General features: G+C 63.0%; 20 protein-coding genes. 3 read left to right on the forward strand and 17 right to left on the reverse strand.

From position 1 onward, the window contains the following. Nucleotides 1-41: 41 nt before the first annotated feature. The 9 genes from A7Q26_RS04190 to A7Q26_RS04230 form a co-directional block, all read right to left on the reverse strand. On the reverse strand, nt 42-674 hold the full coding sequence (locus A7Q26_RS04190) for an SDR family oxidoreductase (RefSeq protein WP_066856955.1): 633 nt from the start codon (nt 672-674) through the stop codon (nt 42-44). A 95-nt stretch (nt 675-769) separates the two neighbouring features. Next, on the reverse strand, nt 770-1,564 hold the full coding sequence (locus A7Q26_RS04195) for a DUF1206 domain-containing protein (RefSeq protein ID WP_198162842.1): 795 nt from the start codon (nt 1,562-1,564) through the stop codon (nt 770-772). A gap of 138 nt (nt 1,565-1,702) precedes the next feature. Next, nucleotides 1,703-2,770 carry a pyrimidine utilization protein A gene (rutA, locus tag A7Q26_RS04200; RefSeq protein WP_066856960.1) on the reverse strand — a complete coding sequence of 356 codons (1,068 nt, stop codon included), beginning with the start codon at nt 2,768-2,770 and terminating at the stop codon, nt 1,703-1,705. A gap of 5 nt (nt 2,771-2,775) precedes the next feature. Beyond that, nucleotides 2,776-3,558, reverse strand: a complete 783-nt coding sequence (gene rutD / locus A7Q26_RS04205) for a pyrimidine utilization protein D (RefSeq protein ID WP_066856963.1) — start codon at nt 3,556-3,558, stop codon at nt 2,776-2,778. Beyond that, nucleotides 3,551-3,934 carry a pyrimidine utilization protein C gene (gene rutC, locus A7Q26_RS04210; RefSeq protein WP_066856966.1) on the reverse strand — a complete coding sequence of 128 codons (384 nt, stop codon included), beginning with the start codon at nt 3,932-3,934 and terminating at the stop codon, nt 3,551-3,553. The genes rutD and rutC overlap by 8 nt, the downstream gene beginning before the upstream one ends. Beyond that, a complete protein-coding gene (gene rutB / locus A7Q26_RS04215) occupies nt 3,934-4,716 on the reverse strand; it encodes a pyrimidine utilization protein B (protein WP_066856969.1) in 783 nt (260 codons plus the stop codon). The genes rutC and rutB overlap by 1 nt, the downstream gene beginning before the upstream one ends. Nucleotides 4,717-5,218: 502 nt before the next feature. Further along, nucleotides 5,219-5,968 carry an SDR family NAD(P)-dependent oxidoreductase gene (locus tag A7Q26_RS04220; protein ID WP_232313678.1) on the reverse strand — a complete coding sequence of 250 codons (750 nt, stop codon included), beginning with the start codon at nt 5,966-5,968 and terminating at the stop codon, nt 5,219-5,221. A gap of 5 nt (nt 5,969-5,973) precedes the next feature. Then, entirely contained in the window at nt 5,974-6,489 is a 516-nt protein-coding gene (locus tag A7Q26_RS04225; RefSeq protein ID WP_066856976.1) for a cupin domain-containing protein, read from the reverse strand. Further along, on the reverse strand, nt 6,486-7,445 hold the full coding sequence (locus A7Q26_RS04230; protein ID WP_066856979.1) for a fumarylacetoacetate hydrolase family protein: 960 nt from the start codon (nt 7,443-7,445) through the stop codon (nt 6,486-6,488). Before A7Q26_RS04230 ends, A7Q26_RS04225 begins: the two co-directional genes overlap by 4 nt. Nucleotides 7,446-7,622: 177 nt before the next feature. Between A7Q26_RS04230 and A7Q26_RS04235 the strand changes: the two genes are divergently transcribed. Both A7Q26_RS04235 and A7Q26_RS04240 read left to right on the forward strand, forming a co-directional pair. Next, nucleotides 7,623-8,774: an alpha/beta hydrolase gene (locus A7Q26_RS04235; protein ID WP_066856982.1), complete on the forward strand. Its 1,152-nt coding sequence runs from the start codon at nt 7,623-7,625 to the stop codon at nt 8,772-8,774. Continuing rightward, nucleotides 8,774-9,181: a VOC family protein gene (locus A7Q26_RS04240; protein ID WP_066856984.1), complete on the forward strand. Its 408-nt coding sequence runs from the start codon at nt 8,774-8,776 to the stop codon at nt 9,179-9,181. The genes A7Q26_RS04235 and A7Q26_RS04240 overlap by 1 nt, the downstream gene beginning before the upstream one ends. Nucleotides 9,182-9,366: 185 nt before the next feature. Here A7Q26_RS04240 and A7Q26_RS04245 read toward each other — a convergent pair whose 3' ends face one another. The 4 genes from A7Q26_RS04245 to A7Q26_RS04260 all read right to left on the reverse strand — a co-directional run bounded on the left by A7Q26_RS04245 (nt 9,367) and on the right by A7Q26_RS04260 (nt 13,290). Beyond that, entirely contained in the window at nt 9,367-10,437 is a 1,071-nt protein-coding gene (locus tag A7Q26_RS04245; protein WP_066856986.1) for a VOC family protein, read from the reverse strand. 230 nt (nt 10,438-10,667) lie between these two features. Beyond that, nucleotides 10,668-10,898, reverse strand: coding sequence for a hypothetical protein (locus A7Q26_RS04250; protein ID WP_066856988.1), 231 nt, complete (start codon nt 10,896-10,898; stop codon nt 10,668-10,670). After that, on the reverse strand, nt 10,895-12,484 hold the full coding sequence (locus tag A7Q26_RS04255) for a phytoene desaturase family protein (RefSeq protein WP_066856990.1): 1,590 nt from the start codon (nt 12,482-12,484) through the stop codon (nt 10,895-10,897). Before A7Q26_RS04255 ends, A7Q26_RS04250 begins: the two co-directional genes overlap by 4 nt. Next, a complete protein-coding gene (locus A7Q26_RS04260) occupies nt 12,481-13,290 on the reverse strand; it encodes an SDR family NAD(P)-dependent oxidoreductase (RefSeq protein ID WP_066856997.1) in 810 nt (269 codons plus the stop codon). Before A7Q26_RS04260 ends, A7Q26_RS04255 begins: the two co-directional genes overlap by 4 nt. A gap of 95 nt (nt 13,291-13,385) precedes the next feature. Between A7Q26_RS04260 and A7Q26_RS04265 the strand changes: the two genes are divergently transcribed. Next, nucleotides 13,386-13,829: a winged helix-turn-helix transcriptional regulator gene (locus A7Q26_RS04265; protein WP_232313679.1), complete on the forward strand. Its 444-nt coding sequence runs from the start codon at nt 13,386-13,388 to the stop codon at nt 13,827-13,829. Here A7Q26_RS04265 and A7Q26_RS04270 read toward each other — a convergent pair. From A7Q26_RS04270 to A7Q26_RS04285, 4 genes are all read right to left on the reverse strand, one after another. Continuing rightward, nucleotides 13,826-14,839 (reverse strand): LysR family transcriptional regulator, encoded by a 1,014-nt coding sequence (locus A7Q26_RS04270; protein ID WP_066856999.1) that lies wholly within the window; start codon nt 14,837-14,839, stop codon nt 13,826-13,828. The genes A7Q26_RS04265 and A7Q26_RS04270 overlap by 4 nt on opposite strands. A gap of 13 nt (nt 14,840-14,852) precedes the next feature. Continuing rightward, entirely contained in the window at nt 14,853-15,782 is a 930-nt protein-coding gene (locus A7Q26_RS04275; RefSeq protein WP_066857002.1) for an NAD-dependent epimerase/dehydratase family protein, read from the reverse strand. Between the two features lie 3 nt (nt 15,783-15,785). Next, the gene (locus A7Q26_RS04280; protein WP_066857005.1) at nt 15,786-17,174 is read right to left on the reverse strand and encodes a sulfatase family protein; all 1,389 of its coding nucleotides are present in this window, start codon (nt 17,172-17,174) and stop codon (nt 15,786-15,788) included. A 69-nt stretch (nt 17,175-17,243) separates the two neighbouring features. Then, nucleotides 17,244-19,694, reverse strand: coding sequence for a TonB-dependent receptor (locus tag A7Q26_RS04285; protein WP_066857008.1), 2,451 nt, complete (start codon nt 19,692-19,694; stop codon nt 17,244-17,246). Between the last annotated feature and the right edge of the window lie 126 nt (nt 19,695-19,820).

A 19,820-nucleotide genomic window follows, 5' to 3' on the forward strand; every position in this document is an offset into this window, starting at 1 on the left:
CATCGCCGCCCTGCGTGCAGCGGGAATCTTTTTCATATGGGTCACGACCCGCCTCGCGTTCTAATGCGATGTGGCAGGCGGATGACTTCGACTGAGCCATCCGCCTCACCGATTTGACCGATGGCTACGCTCATGCCGCCGTCAGCCATCACGACGGAACCGACGATGAAGCTCGCGCGGTCGGATGCGAGGAATGCCACGATTTCCGCGATCTCCTTGGGGTCGGCTGCGCGTCCTATGGTCGCATTCTGCCCATGTTCGGCGAGGAACGCGTGGCCGTCGTCACGGAAATGATTGAGCAAGTTGGTGACCGTGGCCCCGGCGCCGATGGTATTATTGACGCGGATGTTGTGCTCGATCGCTTCAAGAGCCTGGGTTCGGGTCATCTGGGCAAGCGCGCCTTGGACGCGGTAGGCCGCGATGCCTGGGAAGGCGAAGTAGGACGCATAGGAAGCGATGTTCACGATCGCACCCGAACCAATCTTCATCATCGCCTTCTGGGCTTCACGCGCGTGGAGGAAGGCGCCGGTGACATTAGAGGATGCGGCCGGCATTGTTGACGAGGATGTCGAGCAGGCCGTATCGACTGCAAGCGATACGGCCTGCTCTGCGAAGCCGTCCATCGTGATGTCCGCGACCAGGGCGACGATGCCTTCGCGCTCGAGATTCTTCACCGCCGGATCGATGTCTTCCGCAACGACCTTGGCCCTTGAGACAACGGTACGGACCGATTATTCGCCACGCAGGACCGACACCCGCAAGATTTGCTTCACCGCAGGAAATCGGGTCTATAGACCTTCATCCTCCTGTACCGCGCCTCGATTAGGCTGAACAGCCCGAACAGCGCCAGGCCGAGGGCCACGACGCTCAGTAAGACGGCGCCTTCATCCTGCGCGCGCAACTGCTCAAGCGCTTCGCCCAGACCGCCAGCGCGATCTGGATCATGGTTCAGCGCTGCCGAAATGATGAACCAGCCGATGAGGGAGAAGACCAGAGCGCGTGCGGCATATCCCCATCGTCCGATCCATCTCACATAGCTGGGCGCCGGAACATCGCCGCCAAGCTCGTCAAATCGCGCCTTATAGGCTTTGAGCGCTTGCGCTGCCGCAATGATAAGGAGCAGGATTCCCGCGAGAACGAGCAGGAATACGCCCCCCGGCTGTCCCAGAAGCCAGGCCGACCACCCCTGGGCGCTTTCGTCTCCAGGACTCCCCTGCTGTTTTGCCGTTTGTTCCAGAGCAAGGCGTCCGGCGGCGGTCGCAAGCATGATATGGGAGATGCCGCTGATGGCGTAGCCAAGTCGTTCAAACTTCCCTTTCAAGGTTCGACCGCGTTTCTCTGGGTCCGTGATCGCTTCTGTAAGCCTCCAGAGCGCATAGCCAGAAAATCCCACTGCACAGACTGCAAGGAGAATATGTCCAAGCGGCGCATCGGCCAGGGTTCCCAATGCGCCCTGATTGTCGGTCGTCTCGCCTCCGTGCAATGCGACATCGAGCGCGAACCATCCGATCAGGATATATACAAGGCCGCGCGCGGCAAAGCCGATACGCGCCAACAAGGTCATTCGGTCGCTATATGCCATCCTGTCCTCCTACAGGATCGCAACTGCCAAGTGACGTTCTACGTTCCCAAGTGGATGTTCAAGGCGCGCGGACGGCCAGGCTCCATTCAACCATCCTGCCAAAGCTGAAGGATGCCGTTCTCACGACATCCCGGCGCGGCTCTTCATGAGCGGCTGGATGCGGGTGCCGAATGCCTCCACGCCTTCGAGGAAGTCGTCGAAAGTCAGCAGTACACCGCCCGTATTCGGCACTTCGGCCATCTCGTCGAGCATCCGCGCCACGCTTTCGTAACTGCCGACCAGCGTGCCCATGTTGATGTTCACGGCGCCTTCCGGCGCGGCGAGCTGGCGTACGTTGGTATCGCTGTTCACGGTGTCCCTTGCGCCCTGATCGGCCAGCCAGGCGATCGCTTCGAGGTCTACGCCCTCGTTATAGCTCTGCCATTTGGCCATGGCTTCCTCATCCGTCTCCGCAGCGATCACCATGACCAGCACGAATACCGAAACCTCGCGGCCTGTCTCCGCGGTGAACTTCGCAAGGCGATCGTTATTGAAGGCGAAGGCTGTCGGCGTATTCACACCCTTGCCGAGGCAGAACGCATAATCCGCCCACTTCGCAGAGAAGGCCAATCCCGCGTCGGAGGAGCCGGCGCAGATAATTTTCATGTCCGCCTCTGGCTGCGGACGGACGAGGCAGTCCTCCATCCGATAATATTTGCCCTTGAAGTCGGACCGACCCATTTCCCACAACTCGCGCAGCACGCGGGCATATTCATCGAGCACGTCGTAGCGATTTCGAAAATGCTCGTCGCCCGGCCAGAGACCCATCTGCGTATATTCGGGCGGCTGCCAGCCGGTGATCAGATTGAGCCCGAAACGGCCGTGGCTGATGCTGTCGATGGTGTTGCACATGCGCGCGGCGAAGGCGGGCGGAATGATGAGCGTGGGGCAAGTTGCGAAGATTCTGATCTTCTCCGTCACCGCAGCAAGCCCTGCCATCAACGTGAAGCTTTCGAGGCCATATTCCCAGAATTGCGTCTTGCCGCCGAAGCCGCGCAGCTTGATCATGGAGAGCAGGAAATCCAGCCCATGCTTCTCGGCCCGCTGGGCGATCTCCTTGTTGAGATCAAAGCTGGGCAAATATTGTGGGGCGTTCTCGCTGATCAGCCAGCCATTGTTGTTGATGGGAACAAAAACGCCGACCTGCATGGACTTCAACTCCTGAGGAATTCGAGAACGAGGCGATTGAAAGCGTCCGGATCAGTGACGTTGCAGGCGTGGCCGCCCCATTCGACGGTCGCGACATGGGCGCGGCGGGCCGCTTTGGCCAGGTCGAGCGCGGTGGCGAAAGGCACGAGAAAATCGTCGCGCGTGGCAATGACAAGCAGGCTTTCGAGCGCGGTCAGCCCGGCCGGGTCGGGCGCGTAGGCCTGCACGGCCGCGATGCGCCTGGCGGTTGTCTCGACTCCCGGGAAGCCTGCAAGCTGGTGGTCCATGTCTGCGTTCAGCTCGGCATCGTGCGAGGCGATCCAGTCCGGTGGATAAAGGAACAGCGGCTGCGCTTCGAGAAAGGCGCGTACGCCCGCACCATGCAGCAACGCAACCCGTGCGGCAAAGCAGCGCCGCGTATGTGGCGAGAGCGTTCGCCAGCCATTGACGACGATCAGCCGGTCGACTCTCGCGGTCCGGATGGCAGTTTCGACACCAATCGCGCCACCGAGCGCATGACCGATGAAGTGCGCCCGCTCGATGCCCAGCGCATCCATGAGCGCGATCACGTCGCTCGCCATGCCCTCGACCGAAATTGTCGCGGGCAATGTCCGATCGCTACGGCCGGTGCCGCGATGGTCGTAAGCGACGACCCGGAAATGCTCGGCCAACGCCCGAAGATTCGGCGCCCAGTAGCCCGCCGAACCGCCAAGACCGCTCGACAGGATCAGCGACGGCGCGTCCGCCGCTCCGTGGATTTCGTAGTAAAGCCCGGCCACCTCAGCCAAGATGGGCGACCGAGGCGATTTCGACGAGGCAGTCGGGCTTTACCAGTTCGCATTTGATGCAGTAGCGCGCAGGCTTGTCGCCCGGAAAATACTCGGCATAGACCGCATTGAAGGCGGCGTAGTCATTGAAGTCCTTGAGGAAGATATGGTTCATGGCGATGTCCGCCATGGTGCCGCCTGCCGCCTCGACCGTGGCCTTGATGACCTCCAGCACATGGCGGGTCTGCGCGACCGCGTCGCCCACATGCAACACCGTGCCGCCCTCGCCCAGCGCCAGCACGCCCGAGACATAGACCGTGCTGCCCGCCCTGGCGCCGGCCGAATAGGGCGCGATGGGCGTGGGGAACTGCGGCGGATTGATCGGTTCGAAAGGCATCAATCATCCTTTGGTGGAAGCTGACCGACGGCGGTGCGGAAGTCCGCGACGCTGCTCACCCAGCCGAAGAACTTCTCGACATTGTAAAGGCTTGCCTCGCGGATGAAGTCGGGACCGAGATGATGGACCGCATCCTCCAGCAGCACGCCGAAATACTCAAGATGGAACCCGTCGCGCAGGGTCGATTCCACGCAGACATTGGTGGCGATTCCGGTGAAGATCAGCGTGCGGATGCCGCGCGCGCGCAGCACGGAGTCAAGCTGCGAGTTGAAGAAGGCCGAATAACGAGGCTTATGCACGCGAAGGTCGCCATCCCGCACATTCAAGCTATCGACAAGGTCATAGTCCCAGCCGCCCCGCGCCAAAAACTTCCCGGCGAGAGCAGGTCGGGACCGCATGGTCTTGAGCGCATTGGACTTATGCCAATTGGGCGACAGCGGCGTACCTGCCTCGACATAGTCCGGATCCCAGCCATTCTGCAGAAAGACCACCGGCATCCCCGCCGCGCGCGCCGTGACTATGACTTCGGCAATCTTCGGAATCACGCTTGCTGCCGGGCCGACATCAAAACCAGCCTCATCCACATAGCCACCTTTGCTGGCATAGGCATTCTGCATGTCGACGACGATGACCGCCGTCGTCGCGGCATCGACCCGGATCGCTTCGGGCCGCGCCGGCAACACCACCGAGGGACCGACACGCGAAGGGGAAGGATCGACGATTGCTTGGCTCACCAAAGCAGGATTGAGCAAATGCAACCAGTGGTCAAGCGAAGCGCGCATTTGCTTTACTCATCCAGGATGGCTGTTGTTAACCATTCACTGTCCTGAGGGCCAGAGCTGACCGACATCCGTAGGGAACGACAAATCGCTGATCGCGCATAGCGTAGCGGTCGAAAGGCAGAATTTCCGCTCAAGCAGCTCGGTGACGGACTCTGTGCCGCGCTGGCCGTCCACCGTGTACCCGGTGGAAATGACCGGCACGCCACCGGGAGGGCAATCGAGATAAGCGTCGCGATGACCCGCCGGGTGATCCTACACGCCTCAAATCAATGGCATGGCCGAATGTTTCAAGGCCGCATCGCCGGTGGAGTGATAGGCATCAACCTCGCCGGCCATGCTGATCTTGCAGTCGTGCCGACCGGCTTTAACCGTGCCTACAATTGGCTACGACAGCAGGCGCTCCAAGGCATTTTCTTGCGTCAGAAGGTAGAGAACCCGATTGGTCTTTGCCCATCTCTCGCCAGCTGCTATTTTATCCCGATGATGTGTCGCAACCAGACAGCTAGCTGCCATCGGTGATCAGAGTTCCCCCATCCACGACGAGATTGTGGCCCGTCACGTACGCGCCCGCCGGCGACGCGAGGAAGAGTGCGCTACCTGCCACCTCCTCCATCTCGCCCGGCCGGCGCAAGGGCGTCATCTGCATTCGCCGCGCCATGAATGCATCGTCAGCCAGCAGCGGCGCTGACAGTTCTGTGCGGATGAGGCCTGGCGACAGGGCGTTAACGCGCACATTGCGCGGGCCCCACTCGACCGCAAGGTTGCGGGCGAGCTGTGCCACGCCCGCCTTGGCCAGAGCATAGGCGTTGATCGCACCATTGCCGCGCAGACCCGACAGGCTGGCGATAAGGACTGCGGCCCCGCCGCCTGTCGCGGCGATATGGGGCAAGGCGAGATTGCACAGGCGCACCTGGCTGCGCAGGTTAATCGCCATCACCCGATCATAATCCGCCATGTCGATCGTAGCGAACGGCCCCGCACGCCCGGTGATCCCGGCGTTGCAGACGAGAATGTCGAGGCGGCCGAAATGGGCCATCGTGCCATCGACCAGTGCATCAAGTTGCGCGTCGTCGGCCACGTCCGCCGCAATTGCCAGCGTATTCAGTTGCTCCCCGACCCTCTGGCTGTCTACGGCATCTTCGCTGGAGATTACGACATTCGCGCCATGGCCCTGAAGCGCCCGCGCGATGGCAAGGCCAATGCCCCGCGTCGATCCGGTAACGATCGCGACCCTGCCGGTAAGATCGAACAACGGCGTCAATGCTTGTCTTCGGGCTTGTCTTCGGGGAGCGGCTGGCCGTTGTGCAGATAGGCGGGCGCCTCGATCAGGATGAAGGCGATGCGGCAGGGCTTGTCGGTGACGTTGCGCCAGAGATGATTGGTGCCGCGCTGGATGATGACACCACCTTCCCGCACCGTCGTTTTGCGGCCATCGTCCAGTTCCAGCTCGACCTCGCCCGACATGACGATGCCATAGTCGATGCTGTTGGTGCGGTGCATCGGTGACTCCTTGCCTGGCAACATGTCGACAATGCGGATCACCGAGCCCTGGTTGAGGGTGAGGCCGGCGTCGCGCAAGCGGCCATCGGTTTCGTCATTATTGTCGGCCGGCACCGTGGCCGTCGTCCACAGGAGCAGGAAGGAGGCGTCGCCCGACGGGATCATCCGGGTTGGCGTGACATCTTCCGACTTGAAAATCGCCCGGCCGTCCGCGTCGTGGCCAGTGACGACGCGCTGGACCGGGGGAAGGCCGGAATCGCTGAGGTCGGTCATGATTGCTCTCCAGTATAGGCGATGACCTGCTGGTCGATGATGCCGAAGGGCGCGCGCCCGTCTGCGAGGCGGCCCTCCATGCGGACGCGGTCGCCAAAGCGCATGAAGGCGGTGCGGGCCGCGCCTTCGTCCACGATCTCGATCCCTCGCCGTTCGGCGATGCAGGAGGACCCGACCTCGCGGAAATTGGCGTTGGACACCGTGCCTGAGCCGATCACCGTGCCGGCCACGAGATGGCGGGTCCGCGCCGCGTGGGCGACCAGTTCATGGAAGCCGAACCCCATCGGTTCACCATTGGCGGCGCCAAAGCGCTGGCCATTCCAGTCGACCAGCAGGTCCATGGCAACCCGGCCATCGCGCCATTGTTCGCCCAGTTCGTCCGGCGTCACGGCGAACGGCGCCATGGAGCAGGCAGGCTTGGCCTGAACCCAGCCGAAGCCGCTCTTCATTTCGGGACCGGCAAGCGCGCGCAACGACCAATCGTTGATCTGAACGATCAGGCGGATATGCGCCATCGCATCGGCGGGCGTGATGCCCATCGGCACGGCGTCGACGATGACGCCGAACTCACCCTCGAAATCGATGCCGAGAGTCTCGTCAGGCATGGGGACATCGTCATGCGGACCGTAGAAATGATCCGAGACACCCTGATACATCAGCGGCCGCCCGGTTTTTTCCGGAGTGATGCCGAGTACCTTGTCCATCAGCGCGCCATGGCTTTCGAACGCCGAACCATCGAGCCACTGCCAGGCGCGCGGCAGGGGGGCGGCGAGGTCGGCAGGATCGAGCGGATGCGGAAAATCGGTGATGGCGGCGAGCGTCGGCGCAACGTCCGTCCAGCTTTCGAGCGCAGCCTGGAGCGTGGCGACGGCGGGCTGCGCATAATGGCTGCCATCGGGCGACAGGACGACCAGTCGCCCGTCCCTGCCGCCATTCCTGATCGTCGCCAGCCGCATCGCTTCTCCTCTCGTTCTTGTCGGCAGAAGCGATGGGACAGGGCGGCGGCATGGTCAAAGCCAATTGATGGATAGTGGGCTTCCACGGTTTCAATTTGATCCGGGCCATCCCTGCGGGTTTGTGATGCGGTGGATGAAGCTGCCCATGCCGGCGGCGCGACAGTCGAGAGGATCTGCATGTTCGAGCCCTTCCCCGGAAATTATGTCTGGAATCTCGCCACCAATCTGGCGCTGGTGTGCGGCGGCAATCATGGCGAGATCGACGAGGCGAACCGGCCCATCATTGAGGCCGCCAAGGCCGGCGCCGACGCCGGAAGCGCGCTGATGTTCGACAGCTGGCTGCGGGTGGCGGACCAGGTCGCGGCCAATGGCGCGGCGGACGAAGCGGCCGGTTATGCCTTGTCCGCGGGGACCAAATATCTGCGCGCTTCTGGCTATTATCTGGCGGCCGAACGGATGCAGAGCCGCGACTATGCGCCGCGCTGGGCCGCCTATGATCGCGGGCTGGAGCTGTACGCCAAGGGGGTGGCGCTGCGCGGGCTGCATGTCGACTTTGTCGAGATCCCTTATGAGGACAGCGCCTATACGGCGATCTTCGTCCATGACGGATCGGGGACGCCGCGCCCCACTCTGGTGTCGGTCAATGGCCTCGATTCCATGAAGGAACAGGTCAATATGGCAGGGCACGGCGCGTCCAATCTGGAACGCGGTATCAACACGCTGTTCGTCGACCAGCCCGGCACCGGCGAAGCGCTGCGCAAGCGCGGACTGACGGCGGTGTTCGATGCCGAACGCTGGGGATCGCCCGCCTTCGACTATCTGCTGACGCGCGACGACGTACTCCATGACCGGATCGGCATTTTCGGCCTGTCCTTCGGTGGCTATCATGCGCCGCGCATCGCCGCCAATGATCCGCGCTATGCACTGTGCGCGGTGATGGGCGCGAACCATGTCTGGGGCCGGCGCCAGCGCGAGCGGGTCGCCAATGAAGGCGAGAACCCGGTGCCCCATTATTGGGACCATGTGATGTGGGTGTTCGGCTTCGACAATCAGGCCGATTTCCTGGCCTATGCCGACCAGATCACGCTGGACGGACAGGTCGAGAAGATCAGGGTGCCCTTCCTGATCACCCATGGCGAGAATGACCGTCAAATACCCGCCTTCAACGCGCAGTTGAGCTACGATCAGGCGGTCAATTCCCCCAAGCGCACGCTGCGCATGTTCACGAAGGCCGATTTCGAGGTCGAGCATTGCGGCGCCGACAATGGCACGGGGATGCGCGACTATATCGCCGACTGGTGCGCGCAGACCTTCGCCGAGATGGGCTGATGGCCGAGTTCAGCTTTCATCATGGCGGCGTGAGCGTGCCCAGCCTGGACGCGGCGATCGACTGGTATGGCCGGGTGCTGGGCTTCGTGGTCGAAAAGCGCTTCTACATCGAGGCAGCGCGGTCCCATGCGGCGATGGTGCGCAAGGGACCGTTGCGGTTCGAGCTGTTCGAGGTAGAGGGCGCCGCCCCGCTGCCCGAAGCACGCCGCCATCCGCCATCGGACCTTAAGACCCATGGCAACAAGCATGTCGCCTTTAGGGTCGATGACCTGGAGGCGTTTCTGGTCGAGATGGAGGGCAAGGGCGCGGACATCGCCTTTGTTGTGCGCGAGGCATTCGGCAAGGGGTGTTTCCTGCGCGATTGCGCCGGCAACCTCATCGAATTCGTCGAGGAGCCGATCCCCTGAAAAGAGGATATCCGCCGCTTAACTTCGCACTTTTCCTGCCCCTTTCGGCATGATCGAACAAAAGCGGGAAATATGATTACGCCCGCCACGCCACCGAACACTTTGAGGCGGCACGGATGGATATAAGCCAAAGGGCGTTCCGCAGGACAGGCCGGCACGACTGCCGGCCTGTCCTGCGGAATCCTTCATATGGCGTGTTCATCCGCTTCGCTGATATCAGCCAGCTTCCCTTCGACCGGCCGCTTGCCCGGCTGGCTCTTGCGATACGGTTCGAAGCTGGCGCGATCGGCGTCGAAGCTCATGTCCCAGGGGATATTGTCGCCGCGAAAGATGGGCGGGGCGTTGTTCGACCAGAGCAGCGAACCGAAACGGAAATCCCAGGCGCGCGGAACCCAGTTATCGTCCAGATAATCGGTGTCGGCATGATATTCCGCTTCCCCCGCCTTGCCCGGCATGTCGCAATAATAATAGATGGCCGACGAGATGCGGTGGCGCGATATGCCGCCCGAGCTGTTCATCGTCTGGTTCTTCCAGCCCTTCGCCTCCATGATGTTGGCACCGAGCATGACCTCGTCGATATCGTCCATGCCGAAGGCGATATGCATGAACTTGAAATGGTCGGGCGCAATCGGGAGGTCGCAATTAACCCAGAAAATCGAATGATGTTCGAACGTGCCGTCGGCGCGGGAAAAGATACCAGTGCCCTTGCTATGGTCGACATAGCGAAAGCCCAGATGCCGTTCGTAAAATTCGAAGCTGCCGACATAGTCGGGCGAGAAAAAGACGACATGGTTGATCGTCTTGGGGATGGCCTTGCGCCGCCAGATCCGGTGCTGGTTGAAGCGCGGATAGGAACCCGGCGTGTTGACCGGGCTGGTTTCGCTGACGACCAGGCGCTTGTCCCAGACCCGCAGGCCGATGGGCTGACCGTCGGGGCAGGTGCAATGGACAGTGCCGTCGTCGTCGCGATGCACGGCGACCTCGGACGCGAGGCTGGCGGCGATCCTATCCAGCGCATCGGGGCTTTGCACGCCCCAGACGGTTTCTTTCAGCCCATCGCCGGGGAAGGGATCGGGCGAAGGCAGCCGCGCGTCGCCATGGCGGTAGAGAATGACACGGGAGCCGGAGGCGAGGCGGAAAATCGACTGATGGTCATCCGCCTGTTCCAGCGGCAAGCCGAAATCGGTCCAGAAGCGGGTATGTTCGCCCAGGTCGGCAACCCCGAAAATCGCGCTCTCAACGCCCAAAATGCTCATGCATGTCTCCTCATCCTGACCATCATCATGGCGGCGGGGGCGACGGCGCGGAAACGCATTTCATGGGACGCTGCTATCGGTGGGGCGGATAGGTGGGGCGTTTGTTGGGGGGCTGGCATGTCCTCCCCTGCAAGGGGAGGTGGCTGGCGCAGCCAGAATCGATAACGGGAAACCCCTCCACCCGCTTCTCCGGTCCCCTCCCCTTGCAGGAGAGGATTGTTGGGGTTGCCCTAGCCCCGCCGGAACAGCAGGGTCAGCAGGAAAAGGATGGTGCGCCTGTCCAGCAACCGCAGCGCGGCGCGCGCTTCGGCGGGGGTCAGTTTGGCGACCATCGGCATGGCGCCGAAGATCTTCCCGCGGATGATGAGGGCGTTGCCGTCCCGCTCGATCTTGCGGACAGTCATCAATTCCTTGTCCTGCGCGTCGAGGATTTTCATGACGGGCGGCTTGTTCGTAGTCATTGTACGGCTCCTGCGCAGACCTTGTCATAATCGATGCCCATATCGTCCATCATCTGGATCGCGGTGGCGCGGCCCGCGCCGAACACGCCGCCGCCCGGATGCATGAAGGGGCCGACGAGATAGAGGCTCTCGATCCCCGGCACGCGGAAATGGCCAAGGTCTGGCGTCGGGCGGTGGCCGACCGTCTGGTACATGAAGGGCGCGCAGCCATGAATGTCGCCCTTGACGAAGCTGGCGGGGCTGTCGCGTTCATGATCGAGCGGGGAGCGGACCAGTGAGCCGATGATATTATCCTCGTCCAGATTGCTGTAGAAGAGGCGATATTGCGCCAGGCTTTCCTGTGCGATCTCTTCCTTCATCCGGTCCCAGGCCGCCGGGCCGCCTCCGTACAGGTCGTAGGGGGCGAAGGTGACGCCGTAGAAGACGCCGCCGCCCGCGGGCGCGCGGCTGGGATCGTTGGACGTGTTGTCGCCGCCCGCGATCAGGCGGCGGGGCGGCACGATGCCGCGCCGCAGATGGTCATAGTCGAGCAGCATGTCGCGCATGGTGTGGGTCTGGAGCAGTTCGGTCATGACACCGCCCTCCCCGTCCGCCCAGCGCAGCTTCGCCTTTTCCTTCAGGGCCATGTGCAGCAGATTGATGGAGAAGGTCGACGGCGTAACCCGCTCGGCGCGTTGCAGCACAGGCTCCGGCGTTTCCGACACGAAGCGGCGCAGGACATGGGGATGGATCGCGCCGATGACCCCATCCTTCGCCATGATCGTTTCGCCATCCGTAAGTTCAAGGCCAGTCGCCCTGCCCGACGAGACGATGACGCGCTTTACTTCCGCATTGCAGCGCACTTCGCCGCCCATATGCTCGATCGCGCGGACCAGCGCCTTGCTGAGTTCGCCCGATCCGCCCCTGGGCATCGAGACGCCATAGGTGTGGATGATACCGGGCATCAGTAGCGCGCCCATGCCGGTGCCCAATTCGTCGGGCATCTGGAGATTTTCAGTAACAAGCCGAACGATATGGATTTTGAGCCGGTCGCTCTCGAAATATTGGTTCACGACATCGAGCGCAGAGCGCTGCATCACGTCGAGCAGGAAGCGGCCCTCGTCCGACTGGTCCATCATCGCAACGAAGGCACCCATCGGGAAGGGCGGCGCGTAGAGGCCGCCCATGAACATCGGCAGCACGCCCTGGCTGATACCGACGAACTTGCGATAGGCGTCGGCATCGCGCAGGCTGTACTGCGCGATTTCCTGGCAGGTGCGGTCGAGATCCTTCCAGGATCGCATCACGGTGCCATCATCCCAGATGCTGACATGCGGCAGTTCGGGATAGATATAGTCGAGGCCGAATTTGCCGATCAGGCCCAGCTCGTCCTCGCGGATCATCGGGTTGCCCTGGATCATGATGTGAACATTGCTATGTTCGTCATGCCAGTAGCCCGGCGTGATGAGTTCGCGGGTCGACACGCCGCCGCCGAAATGGGGCTTGCGTTCCAGGACCAGAACCTTCTTCCCCGCCTTGGCCATATAGGCAGCAGCGGTCAGGCCATTATGGCCCGCGCCCATGACGACGATGTCGTAATTGCTCATTGATGCTCTCCAAAGAAGGCGCGGAACTGGGCGATGCCAGGGACGTGGCTGGCGCAGCCGCCATCAGCGACGATCAGTTGGCCGGTAATGTTGCGGGCGGCGTCGGACGCGAGGAAAGCGGCGACCTGGGCAATGTCGTCCGGGTCGCCAAGCTGGTCGCGCAGGGTTTCCGCCTCCACCGCTTCGCGCAAGGGCGGCGGGAAGGCAGCGCGGAGTGCGGGCGTCATCGTCATACCGGGCGCGACCGCGTTGCAGCGTATGCCATCGGATCCGTGGCTGGCGGCGATCGAGCGTGTCATCTGGATGATCGCGGCCTTGGACGAACCATAGGCGGCCTGAATCAGATGCCCCTGCAACGCCAGATTGCTGACGGTGTTGACGATATTGCCGCGCGTGGCCCGCAGATGGGGGAGCGCGGCGCGGCAGGCGACCATGGTGCCGCGCACGTTGACGGCATAGGTGCGGTCCCACAGCGCCGTTTCCATATGCTCGATATTGCCATCCCGTTGCGCGATGTCGGGGCCGAGCAGGGCGGCATTGTTGTGGAGAATGTCGAGCCGGCCATAATGGGCGATGGCGGCGGCGATCATGGCTTGGGTCGAGGTTTCGCTTTCCAGATCGAGCGCGATCGCCAGCGCATCGGGGAGCGTCGCGGCCAGCGCCTGCGCTGCCTCGAACGCGATGTCGGCGATGGCCACCAGCGCGCCGCGCGCCGCCATCAGTTGCGCGGTGGCCGCGCCGATCCCGCCCGCTCCGCCGGTGATGATCGCTACCTTGCCGTCCAGACGGATCGCATCGGCCTGCATCGCTTTCTCCTCCCTTGCTCTTGTCGACAGGCATCATATGCTGCGCAGCAGAGGCGGGAAGACGGCACTTTTTTGTGCCCTCCAAAATGAGACCGATGATGATCTTCGACGATTTCTATCCGCACGCGCGCGTGGGTCTGGCCGCGCTGGCGCAGGATATGGCGGACCATGGCGCGCAGCGCGATGCGCCGATCCGGACCATCTTCGGCTTGCTGGGGGATCGCTGGTCGATGCTCGTCCTGTTGCTGCTGGCAGTCGCGCCGTTTCGCCACGCGGAATTGCGCAGGCTGCTCGACCGGCTGAGCGCGGAAGGCAGGATTTCTCAGCGGGTGCTGACGCTCAAATTGCGGCTGCTGGAGCGCAACGGGCTGGTGGCGCGATCGGTGAGCGAAGATGTCCCGCCCAAGGTAGGCTATGCTCTGACGCCCTTGGGCGCCGAACTGGTCGAGGAAGCGCGCCGGCTGCTGGGCTGGGTGCAGGCCAGCAGCGTGCAAATCAATCAGGCACGGGCGGCCTTCGACAGGATGGAGGACGTCTAACCGCGCGACTTGGGCGTCGAATCGCTCAGGAATTGCGCGGCCAGTTCCTCGCGCGATACCCGCGCCTCGTCCAGCGATACGACGGACGGATCGCGTGCCGGGACGGCGGGCATCTGCGCATAGGACATGATTCGTTCGACGACCCAGCGGATCGCCGGATCATTGTTGCTGGAAATATGCCACTGGATCGCTTCGCGAATGGGAGGGATGTCCATCGGCACTTCGCGCAGGGTCAACGGCAGATAAGCGGCCATGCGGGTCGCCAGCCGCCGGTGCATAGTCGCGATGCGGTCGGAGCCGATGACGAGGCCGGGAAGGGAAAGAAAACTGTGGGTTACGATCTCGACCCGGCGCTGACGCTTCTGACGACGCACGAACCAGTCCTCGAAAGCGGACACGCGAGCGCGGCCGAAGCGAGCGGTGACATGCCCAAGCTCGAAATAGAGTTCCTTGGTCATGGGCCCGGCCATCGCCGGATTGCCGTTCCAGCCGACGACGACATAATCGTCCTCGAACAATATCTGGCTGGGGTGGTCGGCGGAAATCGCATAGTCGATGGTGATGAGCAGGTCGATGGCGCCGCGTTCAAGCGATTCCAGCAAGGCTTCGCTCAGCGACTGGATTTCGAACCGCATACCGGGCGCCTGCTGTTGCAGGTCGGTCATGGCCGCGGCCAGCAGCACTTCGGTGATATAGTCCGACGCCATGATACGAATCGTCCGGTCGGACGTGGCGGGATCGAACGGCGGCGGCACCGCGATGGTCGAGCGGATCTGTTCCAGAACGGCGCGGACCGGATCGACCAGCCCTTCGGCGCGGGCGGTCAGCACCATCTGGCGCCCCTTCTGGACCAGCAGATCATCGGCGAAATAGTCGCGCAGACGGCCCAGGGCGGAGGATGTGGCGGACTGGGACAGGCAGATGCGGTCCGCCGCCAGGCTGACACTGCGCTCAGCGAGCAGCGCATCAAGCGCCACCAGCAGATTGAGATCCAGCCTGTCGAAGCGCATGTCCTGTTCTCCCTCAGCCTGCCGCTATAGCCGACAGCGCGTTGGCAACGAGCTTAGCAGGATCGCCGTCATGGGCAAAGCCGGCATGGTCCGCTGCCGGGGTGGCAAGCGATGGATGCGCGCCGAAGGCAGCCTCCAGCGCAGGGTCCGGGCGGTAGCGGACAAGATCGGGCGACACGCCGCATTGCCGCGCAACCTCGGCGGCCAGATCGCCCATGGCGATGCGCTGTGCGGGCAACGTCACGACGCGGGTGACGGGCATCAGCGCCGGGTCCATGGTGAGCGCATGGACCAGATTGTCGGCGCAGCGCGCGACCGACTGCGCCCAGATGGTCGCGCCTTCCGAGACCGGGCAGACGAAGGGTTCGCCCGCGCGCAGGGCATGGAACAGGTCACTCATGAAGGCAGATTTCATACCCGATGGCCCCTTGGGCCGGGCGAGGATGCCGGGCAGGCGGACGCTGATCCCCTCTATCTCCCCGCGATGGTGCAGCATGGCGACGGCGATCTCCATCATCGCCTTGTGCCCGCCATAGATCATGCGCGGGGCGAGCGGGGTGTCGTCGTCCACGCCACCGGCGGGCAACGGATCGCCGAACACCGCGATCGAGCTGGCATAAACGATGCGCGGCCTGCGCCCCGCTGCTTTCGCGGCATCGAGCAGGTCGTACATGGCGTCGATATTGATACGGCGGGACGCGGCGGGATCAGCCTCCGCCGCGCCGCCCGGAACGGTCGCGAGATGGACGAGCGCACTGCATCCGTCGGCAAAGGCTTCGGCACGGACGGACGGCGAAGCAATGTCACCCGCCACCGCGCGCGCCCCAGCGGGGATGCCGCCTGCCACGCTGTCCATGCCGACAACGCTCTCACCCGCGTCCAGCAGGCGTTGCACAAGCTGGCGGCCGACGAAGCCGCCGGCCCCGGTCACTATGATCGTCATGGTTCAATATCTGTCCGCATAATGAGCACGCACATCCTCGCTATAGCTTCCGAGCGGGTAGGCGAGCATCTGGCTGTTCCAAGCATCCCATTGCAGGCGCATGGCCTTGAGCCGCGCGGGATCGTCGGGCGCGAGATCGGCGCGTTCGCGCGCGTCGCTGGCGAGGTCGAACAGATGTTCCTTGTCGCCCAGTTTGAGATATTTCCAGTTGCCCTGGCGCAAGGCGGCCTGGCCATTGGCCTTGAACCGCCAGTAGAGGGTGCGATCGATGGGGGCAGCACGGCCGGTGAGTTGCGCCGACAGGTCGAGGCCGTCGAACGTGCCGGCCTTTGCGCCATTGCCTCCTGCCATGGCGAGCAGGGTCGGGAGGAAATCCATCGAGATCATTACCTGATCGCTGGTCGAGCCTGGGGCGATATGGCCGGGCCATCGTGCGAGCAGGGGTACGCGTATGCCACCTTCCAGCAGCTCGCCCTTGACGCCGGTGAAGGGCCAGGTTTCGGAGAAGCGTTCGCCGCCATTGTCGCTGGTGAAGATGATGATTGTATTCTCGGCCTTGCCGCTGCGCTCCAGCGCCGCCAGCAGCTTGGCGACATTTTGGTCCATCGCCTCGACCATCTCCTTATATTTGGCGAGGCTTCCGCCATTATAGTGAAAGGAGCCATCAAGCGTCGGCGCAACTGCGGCGTCCTCGCGCCCTTCCCAGGGCCAGTGCGGCGCATTGAAATGCAGGCTGAGAAAGAAGGGCTTGTCGCCCGCCTGCTCGACCGTCTTCACAGCTTCGTCGCCGAACAGGTCGGTCAGATAGCCGTTGCGCTCGATCGGCGTGTCGCCTTGCGCAAGGCCGACGCCGACCGTCTTCTTTCCCATCACCATATGATGGCGGAAATAGTCGGCCGCGCCTTCGACGATGCCGAAAAATTCGTCATAGCCATGGCGGAGCGGCCCGTGGCGGGGCGGTTCGCCCAGATGCCATTTGCCCACCAGTTTGGTGCGATAACCCTGGTCGCGCAGGACCGAGGCGATGGTAGGTCGGTCGACCGGCACCCCGATGCCGTCCGGTGCGCCGGGGCCTAGCGGCTCCTCGACGCCGATCGGGAAGCGATATTGGTAGCAGCCCGTCAGCAGTGCAGTACGGGTTGGCGAGCAGATGGCGCTGTTGGCATAGCCCTGCCGGAACTGGATGCCCTGCGCCCCGATGCTGTCGATCGCGGGGGTACGGATATGGTGCGATCCGGTGCAGGACAGGTCAGCATAACCCAGATCGTCGGCCATGATGAAGATGATGTTGGGGCGGACCTTGCCAACCGGCGCAGTAGCACCCTCCCCGCTCGCGGCCAGTGTCCCGAGCGCGCCTACGCCGCCAATGAAAGCCCGTCTGTCCAACTGCATGATCGTCCTTCCGGAAGTGTCGGGAGCAGGACCGCCAGGCCCTGCTCCTTTACCCTATCCCCGTTTGCTTCAGAAATTCGCAGAGAAGCGCAGGCCATAGGTCTGCGGTGCCGTGTACCGGGCGACCGCCATACCGATCGGCGAGCGCTGGGGCGTAGCTATACGGCGCTTATTCTCCAGATTGTAAAGGAAGGCGCCCAGCGACCAGCCGCCATCGGCCGCGCGCAGGGTGAGGTTGAGGTCGGTCTGCCAATAGGCGCGAATATGTTCGAAATCGAGATATTCGAACGCGCCCCATTGGTCGTCGCGCCAGGCGGTGGCGATATTGCCGACCAGTTCGAGCGAGCGGCCGAGCGGCACCACCTGTTCCGCGCCCAGATTGACGGTCCATTCGGGCGAATAGAGCAAGGGCTTGCCCGAACAGTTGAAGTCCTTGACCGGCGCGCCGCCGGCGGTCGCGCCGGTCAGGGTAAAGGGACAGGCGATATTGTCGCGGGGCGAGGCGGTATAGAGGTGCAGGTCGTCATAGGTGGCTTTGAGATATTGCACTTTGGCGTTCAGTGTGGTCGTCGGCGTCGCCTTGACGATGGCGTCCACGTCGAAGCCCTTGATCGTCGACTTGCCCGCATTTTCGTTGGAATTGATCAGCGTGCCGCTGGTATCGACCGTGAAATAGGTGATCTGCTGGTCCTTATACTTCCAGTAGAAACCCTCGACGTTCAACTGCACCCGATTGTCGAAGAAGCGGTTCTTCGATCCCACCGTGTAGGCCGTGATGAATTCCGGATCATAGCTCGACTTGCCCTCCGCCAGCTGGAAACCGCCGGCGCGATAGCCAGTTTCGACCGTGGCGTAGAGCAGGTTCGCCGGGCCGAGATCGAACTCCGCCGACGCCTTCCAGGTGACGCGCGAATAGCTGCCGCTGTCGACCACCGGATTATAGGTTTTGAGGATCGTGCCGTTGCCGTTCAGCAGCGCGAAGACCTGCGGGTTCGCCTGGTCGGTGCTGCCCGCCGCGATCCAGCCATTGCTGGCCAGCCAGTTGACCGTGTCGCCAGTCGTCAGGAAATTGGGATAGCGCGGCAGCGCATTGGGTGCCGCGCATCCCGCCGCGAAGGAAGCCGGCGGCACGATATTGGCGGGCGGCAGGCCACCGCAGAAGGTGATGAAATTGTTGATGATGCCGTCCATCGACTTTTTGTCGCGGGTGTAGCGCGCACCGCCGACCAGGCGGAAGCGGTCGCTGACATGGGCGGTCAGCTGGCCAAAGCCGGCCCAGCTTTTCGTCTTGTGGGTGTAGGACTGGATCGGCAGCACGAATTCCTGATTATATTCGTTCTGGGCGTCGATCTTTTCGTTGAAGTAGAAGCCGCCCAGCACATAGTCGATCATACCGACCGACCCGGCGAGGCGGGCTTCGAGGCTGTATTGTTTGTCCGTTTCGGCGCTATACGCCGTGTTGAACGCCGGGCCGTAGAAGAAGCTGTCGCCCTTCGACTTGCGGAAGGCGGGGACGAGCGTGAACGTCCCGATATCGGTCTTCCAGTTCAGTTCCGCATTGACGCCCCAATAGGTGTAATCGACCGACTGCTGCTGGTTCATCGCGTTGAGGAAGCCGAAGCCGGGCGCGCCCAGCAATGTCCGTCGATAGGCGTTGGCCGCATCCGTGTTGAACCCTTCCGACGCATCGAACGGCCCCGGCGTGAAGCTATATCCCGATGGACCGGGCGTATAAGCGCCGATATAGCTGCCCCCCGGCCCGACGCCGCCGATCTTGGTCCAGTCCGCGCCGATGCGCAGGCTGATGGCGTCGGTCGGCTCGATCAGGAACTGGCCACGCAGGCCGGTCCGCTTCAGATCGTCACTGCCATCGCGGTTATAACCGTCATGGACCTGGCGCGTGGCAGCGACGCGGAGCGCACTGGTGTCGCCGGTCGCAAGGTTGAGATAACCGTCGACATTGACCGCATCATAATTGCCGAGGGACACGTTGAAGCCCGCGCCGTTGCGGCCCAGTTCCGGGCGAGCGGGAATGATGTTGACCGCACCGCCGGTGGCGTTGCGGCCGTACAGTATGCCCTGCGGGCCTTTGAGCACCTCGACACGGGCAAGGTCGTAGAAGGCAGAGCCGAAAGCGCCCGCCGCGCGGCCCAGCACGACGCCGTCATAGCTGGGGGTGACGGCGGGGTCGTTATAGCTGCTGGACGTGATGTTGCCGACGCCGCGGATAAAGATCGAGGTGTTGGACCCGCCGCCATTGGTGACGGTGATGGCGGGGACGCTTTTGGTGATATCCTCCGCCTTGGTGATGCCCTGCTGGATCAGCGTGTCGCCGGTAACGGCGTCGATCGCGATCGCGGCCTTTTGCGCGCTTTCCGACTTGCGCTGCGCCGTCACGACGATTTCGTCGATACCGGCCGACGACTGGTCGGCCGCCTGTTCGGATACCTGCGCCCAGGCGGCCGGCATGGTGGCCATCGTTACGACGGCGGCCGTTGTGGCGAATAGAATCTTGCGCATTGCCCTCTCCCTGAATGGTTTTGATTTGGCGCAATATTGGTCGTTGAATCGGGTCGCTGTCGCATTGATTTTCTGGATGGGACCTATCTGCACGCGCGGACGATGGCGAAACGATCGCCCCGTCTA

It is taken from the genome of Sphingobium sp. TCM1, assembly GCF_001650725.1.
GTDB lineage: Bacteria > Pseudomonadota > Alphaproteobacteria > Sphingomonadales > Sphingomonadaceae > Sphingobium.